Origin of the sequence: Pseudomonas sp. S44, assembly GCF_016624805.1 — a bacterium.
GTDB lineage: Bacteria > Pseudomonadota > Gammaproteobacteria > Pseudomonadales > Pseudomonadaceae > Aquipseudomonas > Aquipseudomonas machongensis.
The window spans coordinates 62,834-77,753 of the sequence record NZ_JACVTY010000003.1 but is presented as its reverse complement, the minus strand read 5'-3'; the positions used below and the strand labels follow the sequence as shown (position 1 = coordinate 77,753).

Annotated in this window: 15 protein-coding genes and 1 riboswitch; of the genes, 9 read left to right on the top strand and 6 right to left on the bottom strand. The window is 63.7% G+C overall.

Annotated elements, in window-relative coordinates:
* Positions 1 to 86: 86 nt before the first annotated feature.
* Positions 87 to 1,496, bottom strand: a complete 1,410-nt coding sequence (gene ahcY, locus IAE40_RS04495) for an adenosylhomocysteinase (protein WP_065863853.1) — start codon at positions 1,494 to 1,496, stop codon at positions 87 to 89.
* 21 nt (positions 1,497 to 1,517) lie between these two features.
* Positions 1,518 to 1,613: riboswitch (S-adenosyl-L-homocysteine riboswitch) on the bottom strand.
* Between the two features lie 179 nt (positions 1,614 to 1,792).
* On the opposite strand from ahcY, the gene IAE40_RS04490 reads away from it, so the two are divergent.
* A complete protein-coding gene (locus tag IAE40_RS04490) occupies positions 1,793 to 2,194 on the top strand; it encodes an acyl-CoA thioesterase (RefSeq protein WP_054894823.1) in 402 nt (133 codons plus the stop codon).
* Between the two features lie 58 nt (positions 2,195 to 2,252).
* On the opposite strand, the gene IAE40_RS04485 is transcribed toward IAE40_RS04490, so the two are convergent.
* Entirely contained in the window at positions 2,253 to 3,488 is a 1,236-nt protein-coding gene (locus IAE40_RS04485) for a cation:proton antiporter (protein ID WP_065863852.1), read from the bottom strand.
* Positions 3,489 to 3,688: 200 nt separating this feature from the next.
* On the opposite strand from IAE40_RS04485, the gene IAE40_RS04480 reads away from it, so the two are divergent.
* Both IAE40_RS04480 and IAE40_RS04475 read left to right on the top strand, forming a co-directional pair.
* Positions 3,689 to 4,522 (top strand): EamA family transporter, encoded by an 834-nt coding sequence (locus IAE40_RS04480; RefSeq protein WP_200602742.1) that lies wholly within the window; start codon positions 3,689 to 3,691, stop codon positions 4,520 to 4,522.
* Positions 4,523 to 4,546: 24 nt separating this feature from the next.
* Complete coding sequence (locus tag IAE40_RS04475) at positions 4,547 to 4,933, top strand: MAPEG family protein (RefSeq protein ID WP_065863850.1); 387 nt, start codon at positions 4,547 to 4,549, stop codon at positions 4,931 to 4,933.
* Between the two features lie 39 nt (positions 4,934 to 4,972).
* Here IAE40_RS04475 and mltA read toward each other — a convergent pair whose 3' ends face one another.
* Positions 4,973 to 6,124: a murein transglycosylase A gene (mltA, locus tag IAE40_RS04470; RefSeq protein ID WP_197892014.1), complete on the bottom strand. Its 1,152-nt coding sequence runs from the start codon at positions 6,122 to 6,124 to the stop codon at positions 4,973 to 4,975.
* Between the two features lie 119 nt (positions 6,125 to 6,243).
* Between mltA and IAE40_RS04465 the strand changes: the two genes are divergently transcribed.
* Entirely contained in the window at positions 6,244 to 6,690 is a 447-nt protein-coding gene (locus IAE40_RS04465; protein ID WP_200602778.1) for a c-type cytochrome, read from the top strand.
* A gap of 46 nt (positions 6,691 to 6,736) precedes the next feature.
* Here IAE40_RS04465 and IAE40_RS04460 read toward each other — a convergent pair whose 3' ends face one another.
* The 3 genes from IAE40_RS04460 to IAE40_RS04450 form a co-directional block, all read right to left on the bottom strand.
* Complete coding sequence (locus IAE40_RS04460; protein ID WP_054894818.1) at positions 6,737 to 7,132, bottom strand: DUF1090 domain-containing protein; 396 nt, start codon at positions 7,130 to 7,132, stop codon at positions 6,737 to 6,739.
* 204 nt (positions 7,133 to 7,336) lie between these two features.
* A complete protein-coding gene (gene metK, locus IAE40_RS04455; RefSeq protein WP_054894817.1) occupies positions 7,337 to 8,527 on the bottom strand; it encodes a methionine adenosyltransferase in 1,191 nt (396 codons plus the stop codon).
* Positions 8,528 to 8,539: 12 nt separating this feature from the next.
* Positions 8,540 to 9,538 (bottom strand): metalloregulator ArsR/SmtB family transcription factor, encoded by a 999-nt coding sequence (locus IAE40_RS04450; RefSeq protein WP_200602741.1) that lies wholly within the window; start codon positions 9,536 to 9,538, stop codon positions 8,540 to 8,542.
* Positions 9,539 to 9,817: 279 nt separating this feature from the next.
* On the opposite strand from IAE40_RS04450, the gene tkt reads away from it, so the two are divergent.
* From tkt to IAE40_RS04425, 5 genes are all read left to right on the top strand, one after another.
* Positions 9,818 to 11,815, top strand: a complete 1,998-nt coding sequence (tkt, locus tag IAE40_RS04445) for a transketolase (protein ID WP_197892012.1) — start codon at positions 9,818 to 9,820, stop codon at positions 11,813 to 11,815.
* A gap of 151 nt (positions 11,816 to 11,966) precedes the next feature.
* On the top strand, positions 11,967 to 13,028 hold the full coding sequence (gene epd / locus IAE40_RS04440) for an erythrose-4-phosphate dehydrogenase (protein WP_153774251.1): 1,062 nt from the start codon (positions 11,967 to 11,969) through the stop codon (positions 13,026 to 13,028).
* A gap of 12 nt (positions 13,029 to 13,040) precedes the next feature.
* Positions 13,041 to 14,204 carry a phosphoglycerate kinase gene (locus IAE40_RS04435; protein ID WP_063546513.1) on the top strand — a complete coding sequence of 388 codons (1,164 nt, stop codon included), beginning with the start codon at positions 13,041 to 13,043 and terminating at the stop codon, positions 14,202 to 14,204.
* Positions 14,204 to 14,455, top strand: coding sequence for a hypothetical protein (locus IAE40_RS04430; protein ID WP_371105668.1), 252 nt, complete (start codon positions 14,204 to 14,206; stop codon positions 14,453 to 14,455). Before IAE40_RS04435 ends, IAE40_RS04430 begins: the two co-directional genes overlap by 1 nt.
* A gap of 79 nt (positions 14,456 to 14,534) precedes the next feature.
* Complete coding sequence (locus tag IAE40_RS04425) at positions 14,535 to 14,864, top strand: MliC family protein (protein ID WP_197892010.1); 330 nt, start codon at positions 14,535 to 14,537, stop codon at positions 14,862 to 14,864.
* Positions 14,865 to 14,920 lie beyond the last annotated feature (56 nt).

Here is a 14,920-nt window from a genome sequence, read left to right as displayed (position 1 = left end):
AAAGCCAGATCGGTGATGGCCGATCTGGCTTGGGCGTCGTTCAGATCCTTGCGCTGCTGCGGCGCGCAGTGCGCGCCGCTCGCCGCTTAGTAGCGGTACGCGTCGGGCTTGAACGGGCCTTCGACAGTCACGCCGATGTACTCGGCCTGCTGTGGGGTCAGCTGGGTGACTACACCGCCGAAGCCGCGGACCATTTCCAGGGCCACTTCTTCGTCGAGCTTCTTGGGCAGCACTTCGACGGTCAGGCGCTCGGCCTTCTTCGCAGCTGGCAGCTCGGCGAACTTCTGCTCGAACAGGAAGATCTGCGCCAGTACCTGGTTGGCGAACGAGCCGTCCATGATGCGGCTCGGGTGGCCGGTGGCGTTGCCCAGGTTCACCAGACGACCTTCGGCCAGCAGGATCAGGTAGTCGTCATTCTGCGGATCGAAGGTGCCGGCGCCGGTGCGGTGGATCTTGTGCACCTGTGGCTTGACCTCTTCCCATGCCCAGTTCTTGCGCATGAAGGCGGTGTCGATCTCGTTGTCGAAGTGACCGATGTTGCAGACCACTGCGCGCTTTTTCAGGGCCTTGAGCATGTTGGCGTCGCAGACGTTGACGTTACCGGTGGTGGTGACGATCAGGTCGATGCGGCCCAGCAGGTCCTTGTTGATGCCAGCTTCGGTACCGGTGTTGATACCGTCCTTGAACGGCGAGACCACTTCGAAGCCGTCCATGCAGGCCTGCATGGCGCAGATCGGGTCGACTTCGGTGACCTTGACGATCATGCCTTCCTGACGCAGGGACTGGGCCGAGCCCTTGCCCACGTCGCCGTAGCCGATCACCAGGGCCTGCTTGCCCGACAGCAGGTGGTCGGTGCCGCGCTTGATGGCGTCGTTCAGGCTGTGACGGCAGCCGTACTTGTTGTCGTTCTTGCTCTTGGTGACCGAGTCGTTGACGTTGATCGCCGGGACTTTCAGCTCGCCTTTGGCCAGCATGTCCAGCAGGCGGTGCACGCCAGTGGTGGTCTCTTCGGTCACGCCGTGGATCTTGTCCAGCATGGCCGGGTATTTCTTGTGCAGGATTTCGGTCAGGTCACCGCCGTCGTCCAGAACCATGTTGGCGTCCCAGGGCTGGCCATCTTTCAGGATGGTCTGCTCGATGCACCACTCGTACTCCTGCTCGGTTTCGCCTTTCCAGGCGAACACCGGGATACCGGCAGCGGCGATGGCGGCAGCAGCCTGGTCCTGGGTGGAGAAGATGTTGCAGGACGACCAGCGCACTTCGGCGCCCAGGGCGATGAGGGTCTCGATCAGCACGGCGGTCTGGATGGTCATGTGGATGCAGCCGATGATCTTCGCGCCCTTGAGCGGTTGCTCGGCTTGATACTTGCGGCGCAGGCCCATCAGTGCGGGCATTTCCGATTCGGCGATGATGACTTCCTTGCGGCCCCAGTCGGCCAGGGAGATGTCGGCGACCTTGAAGTCGGAAAAACCAGCGGGCGTGTTTACAGCGCTCATGAAGAGCCTCCATTCGTAGTGTGCGAATGGGCGCCGTTGTGCGTTGAGCGTCCGCAGCAGCGGACAACGCCCCATCCGAGCCTGACAGGTGAACCTGCTGCAGCGCCCCTCGGACAGGTGGCGGGATGACCACCGCAGCGGGTGGCCATTGGAAAACGGCGAGATTATAGCCGCGCCCGTGTGACACACCCAAGACTTTCTGTCGATTTATCGCGACGATAGTCGATGTTCAATGGAGGCTGACCGGCGGGTCTGCCATCATTACCCCACGTCAGTCAGGCACGTCAGGAGTTGTAATGAATTTCCACACGCGCAAATGGGTAAAACCCGAAGACCTCAATCCCAACGGCACCCTGTTCGGTGGCAGCCTGTTGCGCTGGATCGACGAGGAAGCGGCGATCTACGCCATCGTCCAGTTGGGCAACCAGCGGGTGGTGACCAAGTATATTTCCGAGATCAACTTCGTCAGCGCCTCGCGCCAGGGCGAGATCATCGAGCTGGGTATCACCGCCACCGAGTTCGGTCGCACCTCGATCACCCTGCAGTGCGAAGTGCGCAACAAGATCACCCGCAAGAGCATCCTCACCGTCGACAAGATGGTCTTCGTCAATCTGGGCGAGGATGGCCTGCCGGCACCGCACGGGCGCACCGAGATCAAGTACATCCAGGATCAGTTCCCGGATTCGGCGGTGGAGTAGAGCTGGAAACCGTGCGGCGCACTTCGCGAGCTTGTCCGCGAAGTGCGCGCCATCGTAATCACGGCTGGGCGCTTACCCGGCGCACCACCTTGCCGATTGTCAGCCCCTGCACCAGGATCGACGACAGCACCACGATGTAGGTGATCGACAGCAGCAGGTCGCGTTCGTCACCCACCGGCAGCGACAGCGCCAGGGCCACCGATACACCCCCGCGCAAGCCTCCCCAGGTCAGTACCCGCACCGTGCCACGTGGCACTTCGCGCCAGCGCCGCAGCAAGACGATGGCTGGCGCCACGGTCAACAGGCGCGATGCCAGCACCGCGACCGCCAGCACGCCACCCGCTGCCAGGTGCAGCCAGTTGAACGGCAGCAGCAACAGCTCCAGGCCGATCAGGGCGAAGAGCAGGGCGTTGAGCATGTCGTCGATCAGCTCCCAGAAACCATCCATGTAGCGACGGGTCATGTCGTTCATCGCCAGGTTACGCCCCAGGTTGCCGATGATCAGGCCGGCTACCACCATGGCGATCGGCGCCGACACGTGCAGTTCGTAGCACATGGCCGAGCCGCCGATCACCAGCGCCAAGGTCAGCATCACCTCGACCTGATACTGCTCGATGCTCTTGATCATGCGGTAGGTGGCGTAGCCGATCAGCCCACCGAACACCACGCCGCCTACGGCTTCGCGGGCGAACAGGATGGCGGTGTCGGAAACGCTTGGCGTCTCGCCGAGCTGGATGATGCCCAGCAGCACGGTGAACACCACCACCGCGGTACCGTCGTTGAACAGCGACTCACCAACGATGGTGGTCTTCAGCGGTTTGGAGGCGTTGGCGGTACGCAGTGCACCGAGCACCGCGATGGGGTCGGTCGGCGAGATCAGCGCGCCGAAGAGCAGGCAGTAGATCAGCGGTACGTCCCAGCCGAACATCGCGAACACCCAGTGGGCGAGATAGCCGATTACCACGGTGGCGATCAGAACGCCGATGGTGGCGAGCAGGCCGATTGGCCAGCGGTAGCTGCGCAGGTCGCCGAGGTTGACGTGCAACGCGCCCGCGAACAGCAGGAACGACAGCATCCAGTGCATCAGCAGGTCATTGAAGTCGATCTGGTTCATCAAGCCTTCGACGCGCTCCTCCAGGCCGGGAAAGCCGATCAGGCTCAGGCCTTGCAGGATCAGTGAGAACAGCAGGGCGGTGACCATCACGCCGATGGCGGGCGGCAGGCCGATGAAACGGTAGTTCACATAGGTGAGGAGGGTGGTGAGGCAGATGAACGCGGCAACTAATTCAAGCATCCTGAATCCTGTGACAATGGCTTCCAAGTCGTAACCCGAACAGCTCGGGCAGTTCTTTGATGGCCTGACGGAGCACTCGGGACACACCTTATGACCGGAATTATCAGGATCGTTCCTCAATTCACGGCTGAAGCCGCGCCTACAGGCGCTGCCCGGATCGCGTATATAGTGACGCGAGTCTTGTTCAAGGAACCTTCCGCGTGCTGGCAACTTCCCTCGTCCTGATCGCCGCCCTGCTGCATGCCACCTGGAACACCCTTATCAAGTTCAGCGCGGAGCGCCTGCTGGTGATCGCCAGTATGGACGCGGTGGCGCTGGTCTTCGCGGTGCTCGCGGTGGCGTTCGTCGAGCCCCCTCCGGCCGCGATCTGGCCGTGGCTGCTGGCCTCGGCGCTGGCCGAGCAGATCTATCGTGTCCTGCTGATCAAGGCCTACCGGGTCGGTGACCTGGGTCTGGTCTATCCTCTGATGCGTGGATTGTCGCCGCTGGTGGTGCTGGGGCTGACCCTGGCTTTCGCCGGTGAGTCGCTGAGCGGCCAGCAGATCATTGGCATCCTGCTGATCCCCTGCGGCATGGCTTGTCTGCTCTGGCAGGGCGGTGGCGGTGATCGTCTGCCCTGGTCGATGCTGCCGGTGGTGGCGCTGATCGGCCTGTGCATCGGCTGCTACACCTGGTTCGACGGCCAGGCGGTGCGCCTGTGGGGTAAACCGTGGGACTACCTGGTCTGGCTCACTCTGCTGAGTGCCTTGCCGTTCCCGGTGCTGGCGGGCGTGGCCCGACGTGAACCCTTCGTGCTGTTCTGGCGCAGCCAATGGCGACTTGGATTGGCGGTCGGGCTGTGTGTATTGCTGAGTTACGCCCTGGTGTTGTGGGCCATGCATCTGGGGTCGGTGGCGGAGGCGGCGGCGCTGCGGGAGGTCAGTGTGATCCTGGTGGTGTTGTTGGGCATGCGCTATCTCAAAGAACCTTTTGGCGGCCCGAGACTCCTAGCTTGCGGGCTGGTCCTGGCAGGCATGCTGGTGATGAAGCTCTGACCTTTCTGAACGAGGAGCCTGTCCATGACCGTTGCCCTGTGGTGCATCCTGATCGCCCTGGTCCTGCCGCCTTTGTGCGCATTGATTGCCAAAGTCGCCAGTGGCCGTTTTGGCTTGAGCGACAACCATGATCCGCGAGCCTTTCTCGACACGCTCTCGGGCCTGCCTCGGCGCGCCCATGCGGCGCAGCAGAACGGCTACGAGGCGTTTCCAGCCTTTGCCGCAGCGGTGCTGGTGGCGGATATCGTCGGCAATGCCGAACAGGTAACCCAGGATGTGCTGGCGGTGCTGTATATCACCAGCCGCCTGCTGTACATCATCTGCTACCTGGCGGACTGGGCGGCGTTGCGCTCGCTGGTATGGTTCGCCGGATTGGCGTTGATCGTGTCGTTGTTCGTCGTATCGGCATGAAGCCATCGCGGGCTTGCCCCGCGATAGCTTAACCACCGATCACGGCACCTTCGGCACTTCAGGCAGAGCAGCCCCCTTGGGCCACAGCATCCAGATCTGCCCCTGCTGCTTCATGTTCCCTGCCAGCTCGCCGGCCTCGGGGCCGGTCCCCCAGAACAGGTCGGCGCGCACCTCGCCGGTGATCGCGCCGCCGGTGTCCTGCGCACCTACCGGGCGCACCACCGGCGAGCCGTCCGGTCGGGTGGTGGACAGCCACAGCAGGCTGCCCAGCGGAATCACCTTGCGGTCGATGGCCACGCTGTAGCCAGCGGTCAATGGCACGTTGAGCGAGCCGCGCGGGCCTTCGTCGCTGTCGGGGCCTGCGGCAAAGAACACATAGCTCGGGTTGCTCGCCAGCAGCTCCGGCACCCGTTGTGGGTTGGCCTGGGCCCAGGCGTGGATGCTGCCCATGGTCACGTCTTCTTTCTTCAACTGGCCCTGGTCCACCAGCCAGCGGCCGATCGGTCGGTAAGGGTGGCCGTTCTGGTCGGCGTAGCCCAGGCGCAATTGGCGGCCGCTCTCCAGTTGCACGCGACCGGAGCCCTGGATCTGCAGGAATTGCAGGTCCATCGGGTCGGTCAGCCAGGCCAGCACCGGCGCCTTCACACCCTGGCGGTTGATCACTTCGGCGGTGTCGTAGGGCTTGAGCACACGACCTTCGATACGACCGCGAAGGCGTTTGCCCTTGAGTTCCGGGTATACGCTGGCCAGGTCGACCACGATCATGTCGTCAGGAGGGCCATAGACGGGGACCTGGGCTTGTGCCGTGCGCGTCAGGCTGCCTGGGTAGACCGGTTCGTAGTAACCGGTGATCAGGCCGTTGGCGTTGTTCTCGGCGGAGCGCAGGCCGTAGACCTGCAGGTTCTGTTGCAGGAAGGCACGTATCTGGGCCGGATCGCCCGGTACCGCAGCCGCCGCGCTACACGTCGCAGCCCAGACCGGGTCGCGCTTGAGTTTCTCGCAGCCGTTGCGCCAGGCCTGGAAGCCAGCGACCAGGTCGCTGTCAGTGACGCTCGGCAAATCTTGCCAGGTGGCACCGGTATAGGTGGCGATGGCGTGGGGCTCGGGCTTGGTGCCCTCGCCGCCGTTGCAGCCGGCCAGCAGGGCCAAGGCCGGGAGCACCCAGGCGAGAGGGCGCAAAGCAGATTTCATAAGCGGGGTCCTGTTACGGGCGGAGATGAACATTCGCCCTTGTCTTTTGTGTGGCTATTGGTCTTTGCCCGACGGGCGGCGATACTGGCGGCCCGTTCATGCAGGCCGAAGAGACCGTGATGTTCAAGCGATTGACCGTAGTGCTGCTCGCCACCCTGACCCTGACCGCTTGCGAGCGTATCGATCCGAACTCGCCATTGGGCCAGCGCAAGGCAATCTTCAAGGACATGCTCAAGACCAGTGAAGACCTGGGCGGCATGTTGCGCGGCCGCTTGCCGTTCGATGGGGCGAGGTTCGCCGAAGGGGCGGTAAAGCTCGATACCCTGGCCCACGAACCCTGGCAGCACTTCCCGCAGGCTCGTGACGGGGGAGATAGCAGCGCCCGGCCTGAGGTCTGGGAGCGCCAGGCGCGTTTTCATGACCTGGCCCGCCAGCTCGAGAGCGTTACCGGCGAGCTGGTCGGTGTGACCCGCAGCCAGCCATTGGATGCTGCTGGGCTGAAGGTACCGATGGACCGCGTCGAGGCTGCGTGCAAGGCCTGTCATACCGAGTTTCGCAATCATTGATGATCTGCGGTGCCCTGTGTGAGAGCGACCGCGTTTGCCGTTGGCCTCAGCGCTCCAGTTCGTCGACCGCTTCCTGAAGTTCCTTCTTGGCGTCGGCGAGCTTTTCCTTGCGCTTGTTGATCTTCTCCGAGTCGCCCTTCTTCATGGCCTTGTCCAGGTCCTTGGTGCGCTGGTTCACCTCATGCCGGGCGTCGAGCACCTTCTGCTCGCGCTCCTTGCGCAGGCTGCTATCGGTGCAGTTGGCCGTGACTTCGCTCAGGGCTTTTTCCAGGCCTGCGACCTGGGCACTGTTGTTGTGCGCGCGGGCTTCGCTCAACTGGTTTTCGATGGCGCTGCGCTTGGCGGCGCAGCCGGTCAGGCCGGGCTCGGGCTGGGCGGCCTGCAGGGGACCGGCGGCCAGGCCGACGGCAGCCAGCAGAACGAGCGTGGAAACTGATTTCATGAACTAGAGCCTCTTTTCAGGGCAGGGCGGCAAAAAGGGAAATCCTGCCCTGATTTTGCCCATTTGGAAACCGCAATGGACTGATCGCTGGCAAGATGAGGAAAGTGCCTACGTAATCAGTGCATTACACGGACTTGCAGTAATTTCTGGAAACGAAAAAGCCCCTGTCGATCACTCTCCAGGGGCTTTTGTCAGGCCGGGTGTTTACAGGCCGGCGGCGTCGCGCAGGGCGGCGGCGCGGTCGGTGCGCTCCCAGGTGAAGGTGGTGAAGGTGTCGTCACCCACTGTCTTCTGCTGCGGCTCACGGCCGAAGTGACCGTAGGCAGCGGTCTCCTGGTACATCGGGTGCAGCAGGTCGAGCATCGTGGTGATCGCGTAGGGGCGCAGGTCGAAGCACTCGCGCACCAGCTGGATGATCTTGTCGTCGGACACCTTGCCGGTACCGAAGGTGTTGATCGAGATGGAGGTCGGCTGGGCTACGCCGATAGCGTAGGAGACCTGGATCTCGCAACGTTCGGCCAGGCCTGCAGCGACGATGTTCTTGGCCACGTAGCGACCGGCGTAGGCGGCGGAGCGGTCGACCTTGGACGGGTCCTTGCCGGAGAACGCGCCACCACCGTGACGGGCCATGCCGCCGTAGGAGTCGACGATGATCTTGCGGCCGGTCAGGCCGCAGTCGCCCACCGGGCCGCCGATGATGAAGTTGCCGGTCGGGTTGATGTGGTACTGGGTGCCCTTGTGCAGCAGTTCGGCCGGCAGGGTGTGCTTGACGATGAGCTCCATCACCGCTTCCTGCAGGTCTTTCTGCGACACTTCAGGGTTGTGCTGGGTCGACAGGACCACCGCGTCGATGCCGACCACCTTGCCGTTCTCGTAGCGGCAGGTGACCTGGGACTTGGCGTCCGGGCGCAGCCACGGCAGCAGCTTGGACTTGCGCGCTTCGGCCTGACGCTCGACCAGACGGTGCGAGAAGCAGATCGGCGCAGGCATCAGCACTTCGGTTTCGTTGCTGGCGTAGCCGAACATCAGGCCCTGGTCGCCTGCGCCCTGGTCTTCCGGCTTGGAGCGGTCGACGCCCTGGGCGATGTCCACCGACTGCTTGCCGATGATGTTCATCACGGCGCAGGTGGCGCCATCGAAGCCGACGTCGGAGCTGTTGTAGCCGATGTCGATGATGACCTTGCGCACCAGGTCTTCCAGATCGACCCAGGCCGAGGTGGTGACTTCGCCGGCGATGATGGCGACACCGGTCTTGACCAGGGTTTCACAGGCTACGCGGGCGTATTTGTCCTGGGCGATGATGGCGTCCAGGACCGCGTCGGAAATCTGGTCGGCGATCTTGTCCGGATGCCCTTCGGACACGGACTCGGAAGTGAAAAGGGAGTATTCGCTCATCTCGAGGGGTTCCTAAAATTTACCGATGTGTGTGTCGCCAGCGGCCCGCTGGAAATGGCGGACCTGAATCTGGAAACCGTTACGCAAGCCAACATAGAGGCTGTCCCCTGGGGTCAGCCCCGCAGCATTGGCCCAACGGGCCAGGTCGTCCTGCTCGAAGCCCAGCCAGAGGTCGCCGCAGGCGTCCCGCGCCCACCCCTGGTCATGGCTGCACAGCTCGGTGACCAGCAGGCTGCCGCCTGCCTTCACCCGTTTGGCCAGCAGGCGCAAGGCCAGGGCCGGGTCGCTGAAATGGTGCAGGACCATGTTCAGCACAACGCAGTCGGCTTTCACATCCGTTGCACCCAATGCATCGGCCAACTGCAGGATTACATTATCCAGGCCTTCACGTTCGCAGACCTGGCGCGCCAGCTCGAGCATGGTCGGGCTGTTGTCCATCGCCGTGACCTGGGCGAAGCGCTGCGCCAGGTCGGGCAGGAAGCCGCCATCGCCGGGGCCAACCTCCAGGGCGCTGGCGTCGCTGCCAAAGCTCAGCTTGTCGAGCAGGGACAGCAGGCTTTCGCGGTATTGCGGTACGCCGGCGATCAGGTCCTGCTGGGCACGGAATTTCTCTTCGACGCGCTGGAAAAAGTCTTGGCTGGTGGCCGCGCGGCGCTGCTGCACCTGGGCAATACGCGCCTGCACGTCGTCCGGCAGGGCCAGTTCGTCGATTTCTTCGAGCAGGGCCGCGTGCAGGCGCCCGCCCTGGCGCAGGCTGTCGGGCAGGGCGCGGCGATAGAAGATCGCATTGCCTTCGCGGCGCGTGGCCACCAGTTCGGCCTGGGCCAGCACCTTGAGGTGGTGGCTCATGCCGGACTGGCCGATGTCGAAGATCTGCGCGAGCTCCAGTACGCCGAACGAGTCGCTGGCCAGGGCGCGCAGGACATTCAGGCGCAGCGCATCGCCACTGGCCTTGCACAGGGCAGCCAGTGCGTCGCTTTGCTGGGGTATCGCTTGCGCACGCAGGTTCATGGGGCGGCAGTCTAGACAGGCATCGTTGCCCTGGCAAGGCAATATCAAAAAGTTTTGATATTGCCTGATGGATGGCTGATGCCTGCCTCCGGGAGGCGTGTGGGTGGGTTCACTCGCGCAAAGCACGACGCCGGTCCCACGTTTTTTACCCGAAGTGCCAGCCAATCGCAGGAAAAATCCCCGACTGCGACCATCCGTCATTGCCCCCAAGGCCCCCAGTGGGCGAAAATGGCCGCCTTTTTTCGTTTCACCACTTATTCAAGCCTCAGGAGATAAGCGATGCCCAGCCGTCGTGATCGTGCCAACGCCATTCGTGCCCTCAGCATGGATGCCGTGCAAAAGGCCAACAGCGGCCATCCAGGTGCCCCCATGGGCATGGCGGATATCGCCGAAGTGCTTTGGCGCGACTACCTCAAGCACAACCCGAGCAACCCGAATTTCGCCGACCGTGACCGCTTCGTGCTGTCCAACGGCCATGGCTCGATGCTCATCTATTCGCTGCTGCACCTGACCGGCTACGACCTGTCCATCGATGACCTGAAGGCGTTCCGCCAACTGCACAGCCGTACCCCGGGCCACCCGGAATATGGCTACACCCCAGGCGTCGAGACCACCACTGGCCCGCTCGGCCAGGGCATCGCCAACGCGGTCGGTTTCGCCCTCGCCGAGAAAGTGCTGGCAGCGCAATTCAACCGTGAAGGCCACCAGATCGTCGACCACAACACCTACGTGTTCCTGGGCGATGGCTGCATGATGGAAGGTATTTCCCACGAAGTCGCCTCGCTGGCCGGCACCCTGGGCTTGAACAAGCTGGTCGCCTTCTACGACGACAATGGCATCTCCATCGACGGCGAAGTCCACGGCTGGTTCACCGACAACACCCCGGCGCGCTTCGAAGCCTACAACTGGCAGGTCATCCGCAACGTCAACGGCCACGACGCCGAAGAAATCAAGATGGCGATCGAGACCGCGCGCAAGAGCGACCGTCCGACCCTCATCTGCTGCAAGACCATCATCGGTTTCGGCTCGCCGAACAAGCAGGGCAAGGAAGACTGCCACGGCGCGCCGCTGGGCAACGACGAAATCGCCCTGGCCCGCAAGGAACTGAACTGGAACCACGGCCCGTTCGAAATCCCGGCCGACATCTACGCCGAGTGGGACGCCAAGGAAGCCGGTGCCAAGGCCGAAGCCGAGTGGAACCAGCGCTTCGACGCCTACGCCAAGGCCTTCCCTGAACTCGCCGCCGAGTTCAAGCGCCGCACTGCTGGCGACCTGCCGGCCGACTTCGCCGAGAAGGCCCAGGCCTACATCAATGAAGTCGCCGCCAAGGGCGAGACCATCGCCAGCCGCAAGGCCAGCCAGAACACCCTCAACGCCTTCGGCCCGCTGCTGCCCGAGTTCCTCGGTGGTTCGGCGGACCTGGCCGGTTCCAACCTGACCCTGTGGAAAGGGTGCAAGGGTGTCGAGGCCAATGACGCCAGCGGCAACTATGTGTTCTACGGCGTGCGCGAGTTCGGCATGACCGCCATCATGAACGGCGTGGCCCTGCACGGCGGCCTGGTGCCTTACGGCGCCACCTTCCTGATGTTCATGGAATATGCCCGCAACGCGGTGCGCATGTCGGCCCTGATGAAGCAACGCGTCATCCACGTCTACACCCACGACTCCATCGGTCTGGGTGAAGACGGCCCTACCCACCAGCCGATCGAGCAACTGACCAGCCTGCGCAGCACGCCGAACCTGGACACCTGGCGTCCGGGTGACGCGGTCGAGTCGGCCGTTTCCTGGAAAGCCGCCCTCGAGCGCAAGGACGGCCCTTCGGCGCTGATCTTCTCGCGTCAGAACCTGCAGCACCAGGAGCGCAGCGCCCAGCAGATCGCCGACATCGCCCGTGGCGGCTACGTGCTCAAGGACTGCGCCGGCGAGCCTGAGCTGATCCTGATCGCCACCGGTTCCGAAGTGGGCCTGGCGGTCCAGGCGTTCGACAAGCTCAGCGAGCAGGGCCGCAAGGTCCGCGTCGTGTCGATGCCAAGCACCAGCGTGTTCGACGCCCAGGACGCTGCCTACAAGCAGTCGGTACTGCCGTTGGAAGTCGGTGCGCGTATCGCCATCGAAGCTGCCCATGCCGACTTCTGGTACAAGTACGTCGGCCTCGAAGGCCGCGTCATCGGCATGACCACCTACGGCGAATCGGCCCCGGCCGCCGCGCTGTTCGAGGAGTTCGGCTTCACCCTGGAGAACATCCTGGGTACCGCCGAAGAGCTGCTGGAAGACTGATGTAACGATCTGCGGGCGGTGTCGCCCTTGTTCGCGGGCAAGCCCGCTCCCACAGAGGTTGCAATTTACCTTGTGGGAGCGGGCTTGCCCGCGAATGCCGCACCGCAAATCCTGCAGACTGACGACAATCGATCTGTTTCGTGAGCGCTGAATGTCCCACCCTCGTCCCTACAAAGTTGCACTCAACGGTTACGGCCGCATTGGCCGCTGTGTCCTGCGCGCACTGTTCGAGCGGGGGGCGAAGGCCGGTTTCGAGATCGTTGCGTTGAATGACCTGGCCGACCAGGCCAGCCTGGAGTACCTGACGCGCTTCGACTCCACCCACGGGCGGTTCCCCGGCGAGGTGAGAGTTGACGGCGACTGTCTGCATATCAATGGCGACTGCGTGAAAGTCATGCGCAGTGCCACCCCTGAAGGCATCGACTGGGCCGCGCTGGGCATCGACCTGGTGCTGGAGTGCTCCGGCGCCTACAACACCCGCGCCGATGGCCAGCGTTTTCTCGAAGCCGGTGCGCCGCGCGTGCTGTTCTCGCAGCCGATGGCCAGCGAGGCGGACATCGATGCCACGGTGGTCTACGGTATCAACCAGCATCGCCTGACCGGCGACGAACTGCTGGTCTCGAACGCCTCCTGCACCACCAACTGCGGCGTGCCGCTGCTGCGCGTGCTGGACCAGGCTTTCGGCATCGAGTACGTGCAGATCACCACCATCCACTCGGCGATGAACGACCAGCCGGTGATCGACGCCTACCACCACGAAGACCTGCGCCGTACCCGTTCGGCGTTCCAGTCGGTGATCCCGGTGTCCACTGGTCTGGCGCGCGGCATCGAGCGCCTGTTGCCGGAACTTGCCGGGCGAATCCAGGCCAAAGCGGTACGCGTGCCGACCGTCAACGTCTCGTGCCTGGACATCACCCTGCAGACTGCCCGTGACACTACGGCTGCCGAGGTCAACCGGGTGCTGCGCGAGGCGGCGCTGGACGGCCCGCTCAAAGGCCTGCTGGCCTACACCGAACTGCCCCATGCCAGCTGTGATTTCAACCATGACCCGCATTCGGCCATCGTCGATGCCAGCCAGACCCGCGTCTCAGGCCCCCGCCTGGTGAACCTGCTGGCCTGGTTCGACAACGAATGGGGGTTCGCCAACCGTATGCTCGACGTTGCCGAACATTATCTGCACGTCGTCCACCAAACCCGCAGCAAACAGCCCTGAAGGACTGCATTCATGACCGTGTTGAAGATGACCGACCTCGACCTGCAAGGTAAGCGCGTACTGATCCGCGAAGACCTCAACGTGCCTGTGAAGGACGGTGTGGTAACGAGCGATGCGCGTATCCTGGCTGCGCTGCCGACCATCAAGCTGGCCCTGGAAAAGGGTGCTGCGCTGATGGTCTGCTCGCACCTGGGCCGCCCGACCGAGGGCGAGTTCTCCCAGGAAAACAGCCTCAAGCCGGTCGCCGACTACCTGAGCAAGGCCCTGGGCCGTGCGGTGCCGTTGGTCGCCGACTATCTCGACGGCGTCGAGGTCAAGGCCGGTGAGGTGGTGCTGTTCGAAAACGTACGCTTCAACAAGGGCGAGAAGAAGAACGCCGACGAGCTGGCGCAGAAGTACGCCGCCCTGTGCGACGTGTTCGTCATGGACGCCTTCGGCACCGCCCACCGCGCCGAGGGTTCCACCCACGGTGTGGCCAAGTTCGCCAAGGTCGCCGCTGCTGGCCCGCTGCTGGCGGCCGAGCTGGACGCCCTGGGCAAGGCCCTGAAGGCGCCGGCCAAACCCATGGCGGCCATCGTTGCCGGCTCCAAGGTCTCGACCAAGCTCGACGTGCTCAACAGCCTGTCGACCGTCTGCGACCAGCTGATCGTCGGCGGCGGCATCGCCAATACCTTCCTCGCCGCGGCCGGTCACCCGGTCGGCAAGTCGCTGTACGAGCCTGACCTGGTCGAGACCGCCAAGGCCATCGCCGCCAAGGTCAGCGTACCGCTGCCGGTCGATGTGGTCGTTGCCAAGGAGTTCGCCGAGAGCGCCGAAGCCACCGTCAAGGCTATTGCTGACGTGGCCGCCGACGACATGATCCTCGATATCGGCCCGCAGACCGCCGCCAACTTCGCCGAGCTGCTGAAGTCGTCGAAGACCATCCTGTGGAACGGCCCGGTCGGTGTGTTCGAGTTCGACCAGTTCGGCAACGGCACTAAAGTGCTGGCCAAGGCCATCGCCGAAAGCGCCGCGTTTTCCATCGCGGGTGGTGGCGACACCCTGGCGGCCATCGACAAGTATGGCGTCGGGGCTGATATCTCCTACATTTCTACCGGTGGCGGTGCGTTCCTCGAATTCGTCGAGGGCAAGGTCCTGCCTGCCGTGGCAATCCTGGAAGAACGGGCCAAGGCCTGATAGTGACGGCGCCTGGCAAAGGGAGCGACCTGATGGTCAAGCAATTGCCTGTGATGATCGTGGCCTTGTTGCTGGGTGCCTGCTCCAGTGGTGGCGCCCCGCAAAGCGAGCCCGCCGGCGAGCCAAAGGGCGGCTGTTACCAGTCGCAGTGGCAGGCGGAGACGGTACCGGTGATCAACAAGCGCCTGGGGCCGGACGGGCTTGAGAAGTACGACGAAGAACACCAGCGCAAGGCGCCTGGCTGCCCTTGATCGGACAGCGGGCAACCGATGGGCTGTTTTGTGGTCTTGAACAGAAGGTCACACCCTGGCCTCGAAGCGAGGATACTCAATGAAAGCGCTGCTGGCCGTACTGGCCCTGGCGACCCTGGCAGGCTGCTCCCTGCTGCAACCGTCGCAACCTGCCGCGACGGACAACTGGACCCGCTGGGTCTGCGACAGCCAGGCCGAAGTGCTGTGGCGCTTCGCCGACACCTCGCAGCAGTCGGTCGACGTTCGCCTCGGCGGCGCTGACCAGGTCTACCGGCTCAAGGCCGAGCCCGGCGCCTCGGGCGCGCTGTACAGCGATGGCGTGCTTGCCTTCCACACCAAGGGTAATGAAGGCCTGGTGTACTGGGAAGCGACCAACGATCTGATTGGGCGGGGCTGCAAGGCACCGTGATTGGCCGGACCGCGACGGTGGTCCACAACTACTTGAACAGCAACCGCCCCTGCGGC

Bases quoted from the DNA above. Each gene is read 5' to 3' on its own strand.
- tkt (WP_197892012.1), top strand. From the start codon at position 9,818: ATGCCCAGCCGTCGTGATCGTGCCAACGCCATTCGTGCCCTCAGCATG.
- IAE40_RS04435 (WP_063546513.1), top strand. From the start codon at position 13,041: ATGACCGTGTTGAAGATGACCGACCTCGACCTGCAAGGTAAGCGCGTA.
- IAE40_RS04425 (WP_197892010.1), top strand. From the start codon at position 14,535: ATGAAAGCGCTGCTGGCCGTACTGGCCCTGGCGACCCTGGCAGGCTGC.
- ahcY (WP_065863853.1), bottom strand. From the start codon at position 1,496: ATGAGCGCTGTAAACACGCCCGCTGGTTTTTCCGACTTCAAGGTCGCC.
- IAE40_RS04485 (WP_065863852.1), bottom strand. From the start codon at position 3,488: ATGCTTGAATTAGTTGCCGCGTTCATCTGCCTCACCACCCTCCTCACC.
- IAE40_RS04475 (WP_065863850.1), top strand. From the start codon at position 4,547: ATGACCGTTGCCCTGTGGTGCATCCTGATCGCCCTGGTCCTGCCGCCT.
- epd (WP_153774251.1), top strand. From the start codon at position 11,967: ATGTCCCACCCTCGTCCCTACAAAGTTGCACTCAACGGTTACGGCCGC.
- metK (WP_054894817.1), bottom strand. From the start codon at position 8,527: ATGAGCGAATACTCCCTTTTCACTTCCGAGTCCGTGTCCGAAGGGCAT.
- IAE40_RS04460 (WP_054894818.1), bottom strand. From the start codon at position 7,132: ATGAAATCAGTTTCCACGCTCGTTCTGCTGGCTGCCGTCGGCCTGGCC.
- IAE40_RS04465 (WP_200602778.1), top strand. From the start codon at position 6,244: ATGTTCAAGCGATTGACCGTAGTGCTGCTCGCCACCCTGACCCTGACC.
- IAE40_RS04450 (WP_200602741.1), bottom strand. From the start codon at position 9,538: ATGAACCTGCGTGCGCAAGCGATACCCCAGCAAAGCGACGCACTGGCT.
- IAE40_RS04490 (WP_054894823.1), top strand. From the start codon at position 1,793: ATGAATTTCCACACGCGCAAATGGGTAAAACCCGAAGACCTCAATCCC.
- mltA (WP_197892014.1), bottom strand. From the start codon at position 6,124: ATGAAATCTGCTTTGCGCCCTCTCGCCTGGGTGCTCCCGGCCTTGGCC.